This window comes from Paenibacillus ihuae (assembly GCF_001368795.1).
Lineage (GTDB): Bacteria > Bacillota > Bacilli > Paenibacillales > Paenibacillaceae > Paenibacillus_AQ > Paenibacillus_AQ ihuae.
Genome location: NZ_LN831198.1, coordinates 913,771 through 929,248, shown reverse-complemented (window position 1 = coordinate 929,248; position 15,478 = coordinate 913,771). Strand labels below are relative to the sequence as shown.

Below are 15,478 nucleotides of genomic sequence, written 5' to 3'. Positions count from 1 at the left end.
AACTGACTTTCTGAAACCCGTATCATCTCTTAGTTTAACCGATGTTTCTAAAGATCGTAATAATGTATTTATAGCATCAAGCATGTTCCCCTTCATGGAATAATATCTTGCGGTCAGGTAAATGTAATCTATGTAATATCGAATGTTTCTTTTAGTTTCGTAATACTCGCTCATTACAGCAATCTGATCCCTGAATTCATCCAGTACATGATCGACCTTGTATCCGTGCTTTATTGCTGAATCTAGGATGTAAAGCACACCCGGCAAGACTTCCTCCTCATTTTGCCGTAGGTACACCAGGTAATCAGGTAATACAGAAATGTTCCCTTCACGCAGTTCAATGATATACTGGTTAGCCTTGGCGATCTCGCGATAGTATTCGACTTCAGCGCATCCCTCTTCATCTTTTCCGTGGATCCAACTTAGGTCTTCATACATTCTTACACAATCTCTTGCCTCGTTATAGCGCCCTAGTTTTTCAAGAGCAATCCCCTTTAGACACATACTATAGCCAAAGTAATATACTATACTCCGTTTTAATTGGGGACTACTTACCTTCTGACCGTGGGGGAGTTCCTGCTGATTGGAATTATGAATAGTATTTATCTCCGTATATAGTCTATCGGCGATCTGGAGGATACCGTCCCAATTGTCCAAGGTAAACGAAGCCTTTAGCATTTGAACCAGTGAATCTACGTTGATCCCATTAAGATCAAGTTCCAATGTAATCATCCTTCCGTCAAATATAGCAATAACATAATTCGGTGATCTTCCATTAGATATATATAAATTAGAGTTTTGAAAAGAGAAATATGAGCATTAGACTCTCCTGGTCTCATTAATACAAATGGGTAGTATGAGCTAACTTTCATCAGTTTGATACTTAATATAACCAATCGGAAATAGCGATAATAAAATAAGTTGAAGGAAGTTAGCAATTAAAAACCGCAAGACGGGCTTTGGTATTTAAGTTATCTGTAAACTGACAAAGCTACAACTGGAGGGATGTTACAGAAGTTCGTTTGTTGATGAATGAAGCCGGCTTTCGCGCATAGTTCATTAAGATGAGACGCACACTATTAAGGTAATTTGCACTAACTGCCGGACTTCTTTTGAAAAGGAGCTTTCGGGGAATCTGGAAACAGCCGAGATAATATACTTATGCCCTTTGGCAAAATCATTCGAGAATAAGATGAGGAGGCACAAGTAATGTCCAATAAAAAAAGTTACTTTGCATTTGAGGAGCCGCTTGGCACCATCATTGAATTTCAAGCCACAAGCTTACAACAGGCCATGGTGATTAAAAAGAAGAAGGCTCAAGAAATGGGAATTCCTAAAGAGGCTTTTGAACTTACCAGCATACGCAAAAAACCAACCCAGAGCGCATGAAACTAATTCTAGTGGCTTCCTCATACATGCATAAAGCCATTACGGTTTCATCGTAAATGTTATACTGCCGGGCATTTCGGCATCATTGTTATTCTGGGTAACGGTAAGCTGGGATTTCATTTCGTCCAAGCTTACCGCTGGTTTTGCCCGGCCAATCGATTAACTACTCGGAATCCAAAATAAACCGGTTCCATTTGATCTGCCAGGCGACGTCATTCCAAAACGGATGATGCGGTGCGCAGTTTGAGCATAAGGTCATGCCCCAAAATCCTAACGACATCCCTTTCCGCAGCGCATATTCCGCAATAAATTTACCGACCGGCCCCTCCTCGAATCCGGCATGCAGCGGTGTGTAGCCGACATAGCCCTCACCAATGACGATCGGAATTCCCGAATGGTGAACCCAGTCATGAATTTCCTCAAACCGGAAATCGGCCTTCTGCAGCATAGACAGTTTGTGGGCGCTGTAACGGTCATATAAATAAAGGTCCCATTGATCCGGATCCGCCCAATCATGCAAATAAATCAGCTTCATCCCGACCGGATTCCCTTCCATCCGCCACTCCTGCCCTTCCGGCAGCGTCCACTCCTCAAATGGGGGCGCATCTTCTCTCAATAAAGACTGAACAAAAGGGTTAGGGAATGGTGTCTGCTCATCATTCAGCCCTGCAGCATCCATGAGCTCATTTAATACGCCTTTGATATAGAGATGATAGTGGGCAACCTGCAGATTACGGGCGACATATGACTTCGGATACGCTTCATTAAGCGTATAACTGGCCGTCATCAGGATATCGGGATGCTGCTGCCGAAGAAAATCGATCGCTTCCTCAATATACGGCTGCATCGCTTCAACAAGCTTTGGCGTATCCGTTGCTGTGATCCCCTGTTCAACGCCTACAGCGGTAAGCTGTCCGAATTCCACCTCATTATGCAGCTCGGCATAGACAATCTGACTTGCGTATCCTTCAGCCTTAATAAACCGGATCAGCTGACCCATGGACCTTGCAATCGCCATGAAGCGTTCCTTGGGAGGAATTGCGGCAAGCTCGTCTCTTAGTTCCGGATGGGCCAGGAAGCTCGGACTTTGCTGGTATTCCCAGGAAGACAGCATAATATAGCAGCCATGTGCCTTCGCCTGTCTGAACAGCTCGACTAAATGGGCATGACCGTCCAGCTCCGCTCCACCGCGGCAATTGTACCAGCGTGTACGTTGACCGACCTCCCCGAGATTGCCGAATTTCAACCGGCCGGGCCGATTTCCTTCCTCCGTAAACAACATATATGGCATCGCACAAATGCGAATGGTGTTATACCCCCGTTCTACCGCCTCCTGGAAGCGTGCGGCCAGATCGTTATAAGGCTCCCCCGGCAAAGTCATTGTGTACCAGGAGAAATCCCACATCGTAATTGTTAATTTCCGGGGCAAACTCTTCATTAATTCATTCATTCGGGCATCTCTCCTATAACCATCTCGTAAACTGGAACCGCGCGAACGGAAGCAATCTCTGCAATCAGCTCTTGTGCTGTCTCATTCCATCCTGCCATCGTAGTATTGCTGTTAACAACAGTACCCTTGCGGATCGGCGATACATAGAGATACATTCCCTTCTCAAGCAGCCGCTCCTCAAAGCGCTTCAAGCCAATCTCCCATGTCGTGCTGTTGCTGAAGTTATCGTTAATGAGGTCTCCGTCAATGAAGGCATAGCCGATGTCCCCGGAATAATCAATCTGCAGCAAGGCTTCCTTGAGACCGTCTAGTGACCCGGAGGCAAATTCCAGAACAGCCCGTTCGTCCTTGACCCTGGTACATGTAAAGGCAATCTCTTTCTTAGGTGCAAGCAGCTTATAGGTTGTGAAAAGCTCCTCCTCCGACGTTTCGATCAGTTCTCCGCCCTTCACCGGACCGAGCGGACTCTCAAAATCAGGGAACACACTCAGCGTCACTTCTTCCTGATCCGTTAATTCCAGCTTGATCTTATCCCCTGCTACCAGCAGGTTAGCGTCCGTGAACAATACACGCTGCTTGCCGCGGATATCCGCCTTCCAGAACCCGAGGCTCTGTGCGCTGGTCATGGTATAGATCACAATTTTTTGGCCCGCTGCGGAAACAAGACGCACTACACTCGCCCCCTGATCCTCTGCTTCAATAATCGTCATATTATCGAGCTGTTTGATACTGCCTTTATCAGCTTCAACGCTTGCCACATCGTCTGTATTCAATGCATACGTCCCCTTCATGCCTTCAGGTACAAAGAAGAAGTAGTACACTTCATCCTCTACATCCAGCTTCGTGATGAGCTGCGCTGTTGCATATTTCAGCGTGATTCCGGCGAGATCGAAATTATACGGCAGAATCGCAAAGCTCTCGCGGCCCAGCGTTAACTCCCCTTCAGCCGGAATGGTGATCGTCTCACCGGGAAGCTCGATGCTAACGTTCATGTCCCCCAGATTGTGATTATCCACGTGATCCTGGAAATTGTTCAGGAACAGGAAGCCGGAGCCCGCATGGGATCGGACCGCATACCGCAAGCTATCCACCTCATACGGATCATCGTCCGAAGTATCGCCCGGTAAAATCGTCTTGGTCAAGGCGAATTGCTTCTGGAACTCTGTGAAGAAATAATGCTGCAGCTTCGTGCGCTTATACGATTCCCGTACCTGCCCGAATTCCCCGATTATAGCGTTGAAGTCGTAAGATATTTTGGGCGTGGCCAGATCGTTCGTGAACAGGTTAACCTTGCCCTTCGGATTGGTTCCCCCATGATACATATAGTATCCGAGCATATTACAGCCCTCCGCAGTCTTCATGACGGACATGGCCGGAACGCTGTTATATGGAAACTCAAACCGGTATTTATAGAACTGAACCATCCCGCCGCCCATCTCACAGCATGCGTATGGATAATCCTCAGGGCTGTAGAATGGTTCGAAATTGTAGCTTTTAGGAATGGCGTTATTATGTTTATCCCGGAAAATATACTCAGGTGTCGCCGGATGCTCCTTAATCCCATCTAATCGGTCAGCTTCATAGTAAATCCAAGGCCAATACGCATAGCCGCCCCATAACGGGAGCATATCCGGTACTGGTGTCGTAGCACCGCCCCACCCTGTACATGTATAGATAGGCGTGTCTATCCCTGCCTGGATCGCCAGTTCCTTCAGCAGCAGCATATGGTCATTACCGTCACTGCCGCCATTCAGCCACATATTGTTTATGCCCGTTGTCAGGCCCCACTGTGCCGAAGAATGGTTATGCTCATTTTCAATTTGGGTACCGATGACCGGCCCCCCATCTTTGTACAATAACCCTTTCACTTGTAAGCCGATCTCTGCATACAGCCTCCGCACATACGCCAGATAGCCTTCATCATTCGAGCGGACTTCAAAAGGACGGCCGAACATCCACTCCGGCATGCCCCCGTTGCGCATTTCACCATGACAGAAGGGACCGATGCGGATCATGACGTACAGATCATGCTGATGGCACAGCTGAATAAATTTGCGTAAATCTTTATTGCCTTCCCATTCAAATACACCTTCAACTTCTTCATGCAGATTCCAGAAAATATAGGTGGTGACAATGTTGACACCGCCCATTTTTATTTTAATAATCTCATCTTCCCAGTAGCGTTCATCATAACGGGAAAAATGGAATTCTCCACAGATGCCGAAAAATGGCTCACCGTTCTTTTCCATATAATAGTTCGTAAAGCTAATCTCTTCGCCCGCAGGATTCACGCCCCCCAGCTTAATATGGCCTGAAAAGATATGTTTGGTATCCCCGCTTACAGCGATGTGATAATTCTTCATATAGGCTGCCCTCTCCCTAGTCCACAGTGGTACAGCTTAATCGTCTATGCACCATGGCCCCCTGATGATTTGGTTCCCTTCCCAGAACGAATTCAAGCTCGGCTCCCGCCTCTTCGTTACGGCCAAGTCCCAGAAGTCCAAGACCTCTCATATACCGGCAATGAACTTCATTCCTTACGTTCAAATCATCCTCGAACACCAGGAAGTCCGGCAGGGAAACAGCGAAATAATCAAATTTCACTTCGTCGAAAAGATGCTTCTCTGCATATTCGATCAGCTTATTGAAGCGGCGCTTGGCTTCCTGCTCATTCCCCAGTTCATGCCAGGCCATCCCCTGATAGAAAATCCTATCCGGCGGCTGGTCGTTGTAATACATCGCGCTGGCAGGCTCCTCCAATCCTCGGGAAGCAATGCTGAAGCACTCCTGAGCCCGTTCAGTCTCTTTTAGACCTTTATGGGCCAGTCCGAGATAATAATAAACATTGTTCTCTTGGGCGCCTGACAATTTGCCTTCCCCCAGATTATACGGATACATTAGTGCCTGATGCAGGTATTGTACAGCCTCTTCAAAGCGGTCATCAGCTAAAGCCTGTTTGGCTAGTTCCACATGGGCAAATACATGCTGTCCCGTGACTTTACCCTCGCCGCCTTCCCACGGATGGAAATTCCGTCCTTGCAGCGCATGAACCGCCTTCTCATGATAACCCTGCGAATTCAAAAGCGTAATGTATTCCACGCAGAGATCGTCGCGTTTATTCACTAAATCCAGATGTTGCTCCAGGTGGGTACAGCGGTTCTCCGCCGTGTAGCCAAGCTTCTTATACAATTGATCCAGCTCATACAATACGCGTGCGTCATCCGGCTTGCAGGCAAAAGCCTTCTCCATAGAGATAAGCGCCGCTGCTGTGTCCCCTTTTTTGTTGAAATAGGCGAGTGCCAGATTCCGGTGAACGATTGCGAAATCGTCCCGGATGGAACGTGAAGCTTCCCAATGGGTGATTGCAGCTTCGTGTCTTCTTTTATTGTACAGCCAATTCCCCAGATAATAGTGGGCTTTATCATCCTCAGCATCCGCGGAAATGGCACTTGTCAGCACTTGCAGATCGAACAGACTATTCGGGAAACAGTAATCCGGAGTTGAGAGGTTCCCGGCCTTCCTATGAATCCGGGCAAGCTTGTCTTGTCCAGCTCTCTCATACAGATAGCCAAGCGTATAATGAAGCATCGGGTACACCTTGGAATCCTGACCGGCAACGATCCGCTCAATCACTTCTATGGCTTCCTCCAATAATCCGCAATGGTCATAATCGGCAGCCAGATTCAAATAATTGTGGGCATCGCCGCGCATAAGCCGCAAAAGATCAGCCTTCACTTCGCCGGCTTTCGTTAACTCACCTTGAGCGGCAAGGATCAGGTAGCATTCATTGGCTGAACCAAAATCAGCGATGTCCAGGGTAAGTGTCTCCTCAGAGAAGTGCAGTGCTTCCTCCAGCAGTCCCAGCTTGCGGAGAAGCGCAGCTTTCAGGTGACGTGCTTTGTAGTTGCGGGAATTGCGGATGAGCGAACGGTTAACCAGCTCCAGGGCTTCCCGGAAATCCCTCTTCTCAGAGGCAATTTGCGCCAGCGTGAAGAATCCGGCATCCTGCCACGCTGCAGACCAAGTCGACTTGTAGAGTGCGGCAAACGCCTCCTCCAAGCGGCCTTGACCTTTAAGCGCCACCCCTAATTGATATAGAGCTTCACTGTCGTATGGATTCGGATTCCGCCAGGTAAGTGACTTTACTGCTGTTCTGAAGTGGCCTTCTGCTTCTGCATACAGCCCGCGGCGCAGCAGGAGTGTGCCATAAGCCACGTTGATGCGGATATCGCTTGGATCACGTCTTAAACCCTCCAGATAGTAATATTCTGGTTCAAACGTTGCGTGGCGATATTGCTCCAGATGCAGCCCGGCCAGATAGAGCTGCTCATTCGTTCTCAGCTCTTCAGGAGCAGGCAGCGGCTTGGCAGCATCCGGCACTTGCTCTATAGAAGGCTTCGCTGGCTGATAAGCAATAAGCACAGTACCGTTTGCAGCCCGGACAGTCAGCTTCAAGTCATGCGGCTGATCCTGCTCATCAAGCGTAATGACCGACTTGAAGGTCTGTACCGGTGACAGATCAGTGATTTGCTGTAAATAGATCCGGCGGCTACCCTGGAGTTCAATAACAGCGCCGGGAAACAGGGATGTTGCATAAGCCAGCACGGTGGCTTCATGCGATTTCTCGTCCACTTCCAGGTTGACGGCAGCATCGATAGATGCATTTTTGACGACACCGATATTTTTGTAAGGCATGAAATATTGTGTGAACGATTTCTCTTCATAGGGCTGCAGCCACGTGAAATCCGGCTGATTGTCGGTGTATACGCCGGTCATGAGCTCAATGTATGGCCCATCTTCATCTGTCAGATTCCGGTCCCATGCCTGGCCGAATTCACCATTCCCCCAGGTCCATTGCTTCTTGCCTTGCGAAACATGATGGTTCGCCACATGCAGCAAGCCTGCCTGAACCCCATGATCATATCCGCCGACAAAGTTATAGTCTGATTTATAAGCCATATACGAAGTAGGGACGGGAATATTTTTGTAACGTGAAATATCAACACCGGCTGAGTAATCCATTTTGTAATAGGTACCTGTTGCGATAGGAAAGCGGGAAACGTCGCGTTTACCATGGTCGAAGACAGCCGTTACATCCGGCGGAAAAACGGATTGCGTGTGATCGTTAACGGCAACTGCAGGGTTAGCCCACCACAGGAAGGTTTGCGGTTCAGACGTCCGGTTATAGAGCTGAGCGGAAATCTCCAGATAAGCTTTGCCCGGGTACAGGCTGAATCCGGCCGTTACTTTGGTACCATACATACGGTCAATTTCACTAACCCAAACGGTAGCGCTTCCATCTTCATTCTCAGTCAGCTTGTATTCTACGGGACCATACGTATTCGGCCGGTGATGCTGCGGCCAGTTGAACTCAATACCGCCTGAAATCCATGGACCTGCCAAACCCACCAACGCTGGTTTAATAACCCGGTTGTAATATACGAAATCGTAGTTATTGGTTTTGTCCAGTGCCCGGTAAATCCGGCCGCCTAGTTCAGGCATGATCTCGATGCGGACATATTCATTCTCCAGGATAACCATCTGATACGGCTGGAGTTTCTTCTCATCTTCAATTTTATCGATTACCGGATGCGGATAAACCTTACCGGAGCTTCCTTGATACACACGCTTCTCCAGGAACATCGGGTTCAGATCAGGCTTCCCTATTCCATAAGTAGGAATAGAGATCTCTTCTTCCCATATGCGCACTACTTGACCCAACACCATCACTCCCTAAACTTATTACCTATACTTTAACTTGGCGGAAGGTATCCGCCAATTGACAAAACACTTAATATAATGGACTATATTCTTATTTAGAAAGGGGGTTCGCACATGGAAATGACCCGAAAGCAGGAGGGCTTTGAGGCGGAGAAATTATTCGTTCTTCCTGAATATATGCAGACGGAATTATCCCGCTCCGAGCTGACGCGTGATTTATACGTAAGCGATATAGGCTATTTCCCCCGTGCTCAGCATCATTACCGGGAACGTCCTGAGGGCAGCAGCTCTCATATATTTATCTTTTGCTCCGAGGGGGAAGGCTGGATCGAAGCAGGCGGCAACCAGACCATAGCCCTAACTCCTAATCACCTGGCCGTCATACCCGCCGCAACACCTCACCGTTACGGGGCGTCTACCCATGCGCCCTGGAGTATTCACTGGTTTCATCTTCAAGGCAGCCACGCAGCAGAATTCATCCGCATGTACGGGATGGATGAGGGTCCCGTTCATCTTCCGGCCTTCGCACAATCGGAGTTTAAAGATGTCTTCAATAAGTGTTATATCCTGCTGTCGGACAAAACCTATTCACTCCCCATCCATACCCATGTATCCCAGTCGATCCGCCAGCTGATCAGCAGTATCGGGATTAGCGCCGTAGGTACAGCCAGGGACAAAAAAAGAGAGCAGTATCTGGAAATCTCCATCCGGTACATGACTGACCGTTTAGCAGAATCCATCAGGCTCCCTGAATTGGCCAAGCATACCGGCTTGTCCAAACAGCATTTAATTTTGTTATTTAATGAAGAAACGGGGATCCCGCCCATTGAATATTTTCTGCGGCTGAAAATACAAAAGGCAACCCAGCTGCTCAGTTTAACAGGCTTATCTATTAAGGAGGTCGCCGCAAGCATTGGCATAAGCGATCCTTATTATTTCTCCAGATTGTTCAAGAAAATGACCGGGTCATCCCCCAGCGCTTACAGAAGCATTCCGAAGGGTTGAAGATCACCGTCCAGATGGACACGGATTACAATGTCCTGGTCGTGATTGCCGAATCCGGAACCATATAGTGTTAATCCCCCTGCGTTCACTGCATGCTCATCAACAGCGAAGCGAAGCGTCCAGAACGGTTCCCCTAGCCTGATATCCGCGAGGGTTACCTCCGACATCCGCTCTTCATCCATAAATGTACCTGATGCGTCAATGCGAATCGTCTTTAATAATCCGTATTGATTCACATTTCGGTGCCACCATTCGGGGGTCAACTTCCCCTGTGCAGCTCTTCCGAAATCAGCCGGACTTGTCCAGGTGCCCAGAGAGATCCCGTTGAAGATAAACTCAATATCCGAAGGCCAATAGTCTCTTAATCCGGGAGCCTCCGGAGGCGATAACCATGCTACTCTGATCATCCGGGCAACTCATGAGCGCTATAGCTTCCTTATTCGCGAAAGCGGCAGAGAGACCCTCTTAGGTACGGCACAAACCCGGTACCTTTCCTCTGAAGTCGCAGGCGGATTTACAGGCGTGCTCATCGGTTTATATGCCTATGGGGAAGGCTCTACGGCTGAATTCTCCAACTTTAAGTGCGAGTATCTTTAAGATATCCAGTGAAAAAGACACAGGCGGTACGAAGCAAAGGACTCCTGCTTCGTACCGCCTGATTGCTACTATCGCTGCTTATTCCTATCCTATTAAATAATCACTAAATATGTATATGAATTCTTAAAGCACAGGCAACGTAATCTCTACAACTGTTCCAGTCGGTGTGTTCGCCATGAATAGAAGGGTCCCCTTGTGATTGTGGATAATCTTCCTGCTGATCATCACCCCAAGCCCGTTGCCCTCCGATTTGGTCGTGAAGAAAGGTAAGCCAATCCGGTTCAGGACCTCGTTAGGTATGCCCGGCCCCGTATCGGCGATTCGAATAACTCCAGTATCCTCCTCACGGTACAACTCTACGGTGATTTCCGCTCCCCGCGGGCTGGCTTCAATCGCATTTTTAAGAATATTGATGAAAACCTGCTTCAGCTTGTTATTCGCACACCTAAGGGGCAGATGGTCGAGTTCCGTAAGCATAACAATTTCATTGTCGGTCATATGTGCCTGGGCATTCAACAATACGACTACTTGTCTCACCAGCTGGACCAAATTACAGTCTGCCTGATCAGATGGGATTTCCTTACCCAGCAGCAGCAGCTCGCCGATAATCGAATTGATTCGATCCACCTCTGACAAAATAATCTCATGGAACTCCCTGCCCATCTTAGACTGGGCAAACAGCAGCTGGACGAACCCCCTGATGCTGGTCAGCGGATTACGGATTTCATGGGCGATGCCTGCAGACAGCTCACCGATCATGGAAATATTCTCGCTGTACCGGAGATACTCCTCCGTTTTCTTTCGTTCAGTCATGTCCCTGACAATGGAAATCACCAGCATTCGGCTATTTAGCTTAAACGGCTTCGCGCTGATCTCCACCGGAATTTGCTTCCCGTCCTTCGCCACCTGAATCCATTCGGCGAATAGCCTGTCTCCCCTAAGAATATTCTCGAATATATTGCCGATCTCGTGCACGAGCGATCCCGCCGCTATTGAGCAGGGCGTTTTGTCCAGTAATTCCTGACGCGTATAACCCAGCATCTCGCATGCTGCTTCGTTTACATCCAGAAATTTCGACGTCTTACCTTCCTTATCCAGCTCATAAATGAAGATGGGATCGTTTGCCTCATTAAATAATTTAGAGTATTTCAGCTCCGAGAACTTGAGCTCTGTTACGTCTCTCAGAACACATATATAAGCCGAAATACATCCTTCCGGATCTTTCACAGGAGAAATGGTTATTTTGACGCTGATCAGCTCTCCATTTCGTTTCACTCGGAAGGTATCGAGAGCAAACAGACGCTGCCCCTGATCGATAAAAACAAACATTTGCATAAGTTCTTCTCTTAGCTCCGGTGGGACATGCGGAAAATCATTTTCGTTCAGCTCTTCCGTGGTCCAGCCGTATAGCTCAACGAAGACCGAATTGGCGTAAATCACTTTTTTATCGGTGCCCAGAATGTAAATCGGATCCGGACTGTGCTCGGCAAAAGAATACAGCGAATAATGCATCATGTGGTGAACAGAGAAACCGCTCATATAACCGCTCCCGCAACCAGTGTACTTCCCATCTATGGTAGCATTTTGCACGAATCATATCTGTGATATAAAATAGGCAAAATGTCAAGAAGAATCATTAAAACCACTTTTCCATATGTCATACCAAAAGCCGCTTCACCGGTAATTAAGAGAAAGCGGCCGCTATCATATATTAAATTTAGGAGTATTTTAACGGCCGCCGAACTTTGTTAGATCCGGATCGGCGAACTGTCCCGGCAGCACCTGATGCCCGTCCGCAAGCACCCGGAAATCGCCGCTCGTAAGGTCGGAAGTCAGCAAGGGAAGATAACCCTTTCCTTCCGCATAGCGGTCAACAATCAGGCACCATTCTTCACGGCCGTTGAGCTTGTAAATTCCCGGCCCCTCGACACCCATGATGGCTTCCAGAACAGGTGCGCTTACAAAGCTGAAGGCGTCTTTATACAGCGAAGAGCCTTGTTCCACCCGGATATTCTTGGTCGTTTCATCCTTGGAAAAACGGTAATACCTGCCGCCATCTGCAATAATCGTTGTATCAATGATATGATTGTCGCGCTCAATATACTTCTCTGCCGTAAACTTCCGAAAATCCTTCGTACGCGCACTGTAAAATTTATGTTTCCGTTCGTTCTCCTTCAAAGATCACCAATTCAAAAGCTCTCTGATTTGAGCAGTCAGCTGATTGGCCGCTTTCCGGTGTGTGGCCTCAGAGGGGTGGAAGTCGATGGCATAGCCGTCAGCCGGCAGCTGCTCGTCAAACTTCATTGCTGTTATATTGCTATCACCTGTTTCCCAGCTGTACACGCTAACAGCTTGTTCAACATAAAGATACAACCGCCCCCCCATAATTCCCAGCGTACACAGAATGGGAGCATGGGGATTGTTGCGTCTGACCATTTTAAGAAATTCAACATACTCCTGAGCATATTCTGCCTGCTTACCGGCATCCTCTTTCGTGTAGGAATCATCGTTGGTTCCGAGGTTAATGACGATCAGGTCCGGCACTAGCTTGCTGAAATCCCAAGGTACTTCCTGGGGCAGCAGCGTATCATCAAATCCCCCCTCAGATTTGCCCACTTTTTCATAGTAATCCGGAAGCAGATGGGTGGTTAGCTTTTGATCATTTTCCGTGTAGCCTGTAATAATACCGTAACCGCTGTACGAAACCATGCTGTAGTCGGCTTGAAGCTGCCGGGCTGTCAGGTACGCATAGGTTTTCGTGACATCTTCTGTAGCTGTGGAGAAAGCATGCAGCTCATGCTCATCATCAACACCATAGCCGCAGGTAATGGAATCACCGATGAATTCAATCGTATGTAATTTGGGCGGGGCAGGTTTAATGCCAGCTGCAGCATCAACCGCGATTTCTCGAATCCCAACCGTTGACATCGCCGCCTCTGATAATTTAATAACCGTTACCGTGATTTCCTGCTCCGTATCGCTTTCGAATACCGTATACGATTTCAAAGGCTGATCCATTTGATCGTCAATGACCCGTTTTCCGTTTACACTAATGCCAATACGGGCCAGATTATTACCGGTTAAGGCAATAGCATCACCTTTTAAGGTAATCTCCGCTTTCTTTCCATAGAATAAAAATTCTACTCCTCCGCCTGAAAGCGCCAGCCACAGTACATCCTTATAATAGTGGGTCCGCCCGATGATTTTGACATGATCCTCTGTTGCTTTAAACACCCTGGTTGTTTCCGGCATCATTAAACCTACCTTCCTTCTCGGCTTCTGTAGTTATTAAGCATTACTAGCAATGTACTCCCAAATCCGGCTAATTGGCAAGCTTAGGCAACAACAAATTCCTGTACCGGTAAGCGATGGAGGTGTTCGGGCATTATGGCTATGAAGGAACCTCCATGCAACTTTTGCTCGAGGGCCTCGGCATTGCCCGCCAAAGTCTGTACGATACGCATGGCACGAAACGGGACCTTTTCCTAAAAGCGGTTAATCATTATGTGAATGAAAAGTCCTCTGCGGTAGTCGCTTATTTGGCGGAGACGGCGTCTGTGAATTACTTCCTGACGCTGTATACACAAGACGTGCTGCACTATTCAGCTATTCAATCGGGCTTTAGCTTCCTGCCGCTTACACTCAGTGCCTTCGTCGGTGCCAAGCTCATCAATACCATGCTCACAAAGGTCGGCGTGGCTGGTACAATCGCCGCAGGCATGGGGCTTGGGGCCGCCGGGTTCCTGATGCTGACGGGATTGTCTGCGAGCGGATCAGCTTGGAGTATTATTCCGGGTACGGTGATCATCGGCATTGGTCAGGCGCTAGTCTTTACGACGATGTTCATCGCAGGCAGCGCTGGCATTGAGCCGAACGAGCAAGGCATCGCTTCCGCACTCATCTCGACAGGTCAGCAAATCGGCGGAGCTATCGGTTTAGCGGTGATTATGGCCATTATTTCGGCGAGCCTGGGAACGGGATCTACTCTCGAACACCTGCAGCCGGCGGATCTCAACTCCGCGATCCATACCGCGTTCCTGATCTCTGCTGCGACCACGCTGCTCGGCATTCTGGTAGCCTTCCTGGCCCTGAAGCAGCCAAAGCCGAAGTTGGATGAGATCAAGGTAACGGCAGCTCATTGAGGGAGATGATAGTAACAGGACCGAAAATTATAAAAGCAGCAAAGACCTAGGGTGAGTACTCTAGGTCTTTGCTGCTTTTATGGCTAATCAAAGAAATCAAAAGCGGTCTTTCTTAAAAAGCGTTACAGCCGCGGCTTATTTTTCAAGAAAACCGGTAGATGGATTCGTGATAAAGAAGCCCTCTTGAGGCACATAAAAATATTGTATCCAAACGCCATCCAATAGCGGCTCACGAGTATCCAGCAATACCTCGATCCCCTTGTCGGTAGCGACAATTTCATCATGCTCGGCCTCTGTATCCAGAGTCACATCATAATGGCCGTGATCCCCGTGATTCTGTGTAATGACTACACGAATCTTTTTCCCTTCCGCCTCCTGACTGCTCAGCATATCCTTCAAAACTTTAGCTGCATTGCGGTTAATTTTACATTTCATCCTCTAGCGACCTCTATTCTTCTTAAGATACAGTAAGAAGCTTATTATAACATATATTAAGGTACTATATATAATTCAGTCCGCAGGAAAATCATCGAAGCTAAATCATCATACGGCTTTTGGACCCCTCTTTGCCAGTAGCTTCTTCGTAAAATTCACATCAAAGAACTGAATGATGGGTCCCAGACCGAATACGGTCGCCAGTGTTCCCAGCCCGATGATGCCACCTGCCAGGAAGCAAACCAAAGCACAAAGAGCATCTGTAAACATTCGGTGCCAAAAATATGAGATTTTTGGGAATCTTTTATTCATAATGAGGGACAGGCTGTCATAGGGAGCTACTCCCACCTGTGATGTCTGATACAAGGATATCCCAAAGCTGCAGACCACCACGCCAATCGCCACGGTGACCACCTGCAGCCAGAACATCTGAGGTTCGCCCAGCAGATTTAGCCAAATATTATAAAAGAAAGTGGCTATGTAACCCAGAAAAATTGCATTTACGAAGGTTCCGGCTCCAATTAGCTTTCGTCCCCAGATAACTTGTATTACAAACAATACAAGATTCAGTAAGATTAGAAAATTGGCATATACGATACCGCTGGAGTCTGCAAGTGCCATCACCATGCCGCTGAAGGGATCATTCCCCAGGCCAGACAGCTTAAAGATACTGATCCCCATGCCCAGAAATACATTGCCCAAAACCATAATGATCAAACGTGTTATATCTACCTTAATC

General features: G+C 48.0%; 14 protein-coding genes. 4 read left to right on the top strand and 10 right to left on the bottom strand.

What is annotated here, in order from left to right:
- Nucleotides 1-723 (bottom strand): DNA-binding protein (locus AQR02_RS04155; protein WP_159067686.1); only part of this gene is annotated, 723 nt, incomplete at its 3' end.
- A 486-nt stretch (nucleotides 724-1,209) separates the two neighbouring features.
- Between AQR02_RS04155 and AQR02_RS04150 the strand changes: the two genes are divergently transcribed.
- On the top strand, nucleotides 1,210-1,389 hold the full coding sequence (locus AQR02_RS04150; RefSeq protein ID WP_054939511.1) for a hypothetical protein: 180 nt from the start codon (nucleotides 1,210-1,212) through the stop codon (nucleotides 1,387-1,389).
- A 163-nt stretch (nucleotides 1,390-1,552) separates the two neighbouring features.
- Here the strand turns inward: AQR02_RS04150 and AQR02_RS04145 are convergent, their stop codons facing one another.
- From AQR02_RS04145 to AQR02_RS04135, 3 genes are read right to left on the bottom strand one after another with little or no spacing between them, the layout of a single operon-like run.
- Nucleotides 1,553-2,839, bottom strand: a complete 1,287-nt coding sequence (locus tag AQR02_RS04145) for a cellulase-like family protein (protein ID WP_054939510.1) — start codon at nucleotides 2,837-2,839, stop codon at nucleotides 1,553-1,555.
- The gene (locus AQR02_RS04140; RefSeq protein WP_054939509.1) at nucleotides 2,836-5,202 is read right to left on the bottom strand and encodes a beta-galactosidase; all 2,367 of its coding nucleotides are present in this window, start codon (nucleotides 5,200-5,202) and stop codon (nucleotides 2,836-2,838) included. Before AQR02_RS04140 ends, AQR02_RS04145 begins: the two co-directional genes overlap by 4 nt.
- Nucleotides 5,203-5,218: 16 nt before the next feature.
- On the bottom strand, nucleotides 5,219-8,566 hold the full coding sequence (locus AQR02_RS04135; protein ID WP_054939508.1) for a DUF5107 domain-containing protein: 3,348 nt from the start codon (nucleotides 8,564-8,566) through the stop codon (nucleotides 5,219-5,221).
- Between the two features lie 108 nt (nucleotides 8,567-8,674).
- On the opposite strand from AQR02_RS04135, the gene AQR02_RS04130 reads away from it, so the two are divergent.
- Nucleotides 8,675-9,565, top strand: a complete 891-nt coding sequence (locus tag AQR02_RS04130; protein WP_054939507.1) for an AraC family transcriptional regulator — start codon at nucleotides 8,675-8,677, stop codon at nucleotides 9,563-9,565.
- Here the strand turns inward: AQR02_RS04130 and AQR02_RS04125 are convergent.
- Nucleotides 9,541-9,972 (bottom strand): hypothetical protein, encoded by a 432-nt coding sequence (locus tag AQR02_RS04125; protein WP_245237098.1) that lies wholly within the window; start codon nucleotides 9,970-9,972, stop codon nucleotides 9,541-9,543. The genes AQR02_RS04130 and AQR02_RS04125 overlap by 25 nt on opposite strands.
- On the opposite strand from AQR02_RS04125, the gene AQR02_RS31010 reads away from it, so the two are divergent.
- The gene (locus AQR02_RS31010) at nucleotides 9,965-10,162 is read left to right on the top strand and encodes a beta-xylosidase family glycoside hydrolase (protein WP_342447474.1); all 198 of its coding nucleotides are present in this window, start codon (nucleotides 9,965-9,967) and stop codon (nucleotides 10,160-10,162) included. The genes AQR02_RS04125 and AQR02_RS31010 overlap by 8 nt on opposite strands.
- A gap of 123 nt (nucleotides 10,163-10,285) precedes the next feature.
- Here AQR02_RS31010 and AQR02_RS04120 read toward each other — a convergent pair whose 3' ends face one another.
- The 3 genes from AQR02_RS04120 to AQR02_RS04110 form a co-directional block, all read right to left on the bottom strand.
- Nucleotides 10,286-11,701 carry a PAS domain S-box protein gene (locus AQR02_RS04120; protein ID WP_054939506.1) on the bottom strand — a complete coding sequence of 472 codons (1,416 nt, stop codon included), beginning with the start codon at nucleotides 11,699-11,701 and terminating at the stop codon, nucleotides 10,286-10,288.
- Nucleotides 11,702-11,890: 189 nt separating this feature from the next.
- Nucleotides 11,891-12,340: a glycoside hydrolase family protein gene (locus AQR02_RS04115; RefSeq protein ID WP_245237096.1), complete on the bottom strand. Its 450-nt coding sequence runs from the start codon at nucleotides 12,338-12,340 to the stop codon at nucleotides 11,891-11,893.
- A gap of 3 nt (nucleotides 12,341-12,343) precedes the next feature.
- Nucleotides 12,344-13,417 (bottom strand): SGNH/GDSL hydrolase family protein, encoded by a 1,074-nt coding sequence (locus AQR02_RS04110; protein WP_245237094.1) that lies wholly within the window; start codon nucleotides 13,415-13,417, stop codon nucleotides 12,344-12,346.
- Nucleotides 13,418-13,530: 113 nt separating this feature from the next.
- On the opposite strand from AQR02_RS04110, the gene AQR02_RS04105 reads away from it, so the two are divergent.
- Nucleotides 13,531-14,304 carry an MFS transporter gene (locus AQR02_RS04105; RefSeq protein WP_082451625.1) on the top strand — a complete coding sequence of 258 codons (774 nt, stop codon included), beginning with the start codon at nucleotides 13,531-13,533 and terminating at the stop codon, nucleotides 14,302-14,304.
- Nucleotides 14,305-14,439: 135 nt separating this feature from the next.
- Here the strand turns inward: AQR02_RS04105 and AQR02_RS04100 are convergent, their stop codons facing one another.
- Both AQR02_RS04100 and AQR02_RS04095 read right to left on the bottom strand, forming a co-directional pair.
- Nucleotides 14,440-14,739 (bottom strand): iron-sulfur cluster assembly accessory protein, encoded by a 300-nt coding sequence (locus AQR02_RS04100; RefSeq protein ID WP_054939505.1) that lies wholly within the window; start codon nucleotides 14,737-14,739, stop codon nucleotides 14,440-14,442.
- 108 nt (nucleotides 14,740-14,847) lie between these two features.
- Nucleotides 14,848-15,478, bottom strand: a 631-nt coding sequence (locus tag AQR02_RS04095; RefSeq protein ID WP_342447437.1) for a YczE/YyaS/YitT family protein, incomplete at its 5' end; no start/stop codon positions are given.

What these genes read in the sequence shown, in the direction of transcription:
- AQR02_RS04120 (WP_054939506.1), bottom strand. Translation starts at nt 11,701, where the DNA reads ATGAGCGGTTTCTCTGTTCACCACATGATGCATTATTCGCTGTATTCT.
- AQR02_RS04110 (WP_245237094.1), bottom strand. Translation starts at nt 13,417, where the DNA reads ATGATGCCGGAAACAACCAGGGTGTTTAAAGCAACAGAGGATCATGTC.
- AQR02_RS04125 (WP_245237098.1), bottom strand. Translation starts at nt 9,972, where the DNA reads ATGATCAGAGTAGCATGGTTATCGCCTCCGGAGGCTCCCGGATTAAGA.
- AQR02_RS04135 (WP_054939508.1), bottom strand. Translation starts at nt 8,566, where the DNA reads ATGGTGTTGGGTCAAGTAGTGCGCATATGGGAAGAAGAGATCTCTATT.
- AQR02_RS04130 (WP_054939507.1), top strand. Translation starts at nt 8,675, where the DNA reads ATGGAAATGACCCGAAAGCAGGAGGGCTTTGAGGCGGAGAAATTATTC.
- AQR02_RS04140 (WP_054939509.1), bottom strand. Translation starts at nt 5,202, where the DNA reads ATGAAGAATTATCACATCGCTGTAAGCGGGGATACCAAACATATCTTT.
- AQR02_RS04145 (WP_054939510.1), bottom strand. Translation starts at nt 2,839, where the DNA reads ATGAATGAATTAATGAAGAGTTTGCCCCGGAAATTAACAATTACGATG.
- AQR02_RS04105 (WP_082451625.1), top strand. Translation starts at nt 13,531, where the DNA reads ATGGAGGTGTTCGGGCATTATGGCTATGAAGGAACCTCCATGCAACTT.
- AQR02_RS04100 (WP_054939505.1), bottom strand. Translation starts at nt 14,739, where the DNA reads ATGAAATGTAAAATTAACCGCAATGCAGCTAAAGTTTTGAAGGATATG.
- AQR02_RS04150 (WP_054939511.1), top strand. Translation starts at nt 1,210, where the DNA reads ATGTCCAATAAAAAAAGTTACTTTGCATTTGAGGAGCCGCTTGGCACC.